Raw genomic sequence first — 262 nt, forward strand, 5'->3', positions numbered from 1 at the left:
CGATCGCCCGATTTCTTCATGCCGTAATTGACCGGAATGATTTTGTCGTTGAACGCTTCAGCCATTTCATTTATCGATAAGCCTTGTTTCGGCTTTACGCGAATATGAATGCTATACTGCGGAACTGTGCCGTCTTCGGTACTATGCTGCTCATACACTTTGTAGTCGCCTAACACCATCTCGAACTTATCAGGATCGTATCCACACAACTCCATCAAAGTTCGTGGGTCTTTATTTGGCTCATGCTTGAGTCTCATTAAGG

1 pseudogene is annotated in these 262 nt (G+C 44.7%); it reads right to left on the reverse strand.

What is annotated here, in order from left to right:
- Positions 1–262: pseudogene (locus GSO_RS16190) on the reverse strand (GcrA family cell cycle regulator); the annotation flags it as partial.

It is taken from the genome of Lacticaseibacillus zeae DSM 20178 = KCTC 3804 (assembly GCF_000260435.1).
Classification (GTDB): Bacteria; Bacillota; Bacilli; order Lactobacillales; family Lactobacillaceae; genus Lacticaseibacillus; species Lacticaseibacillus zeae.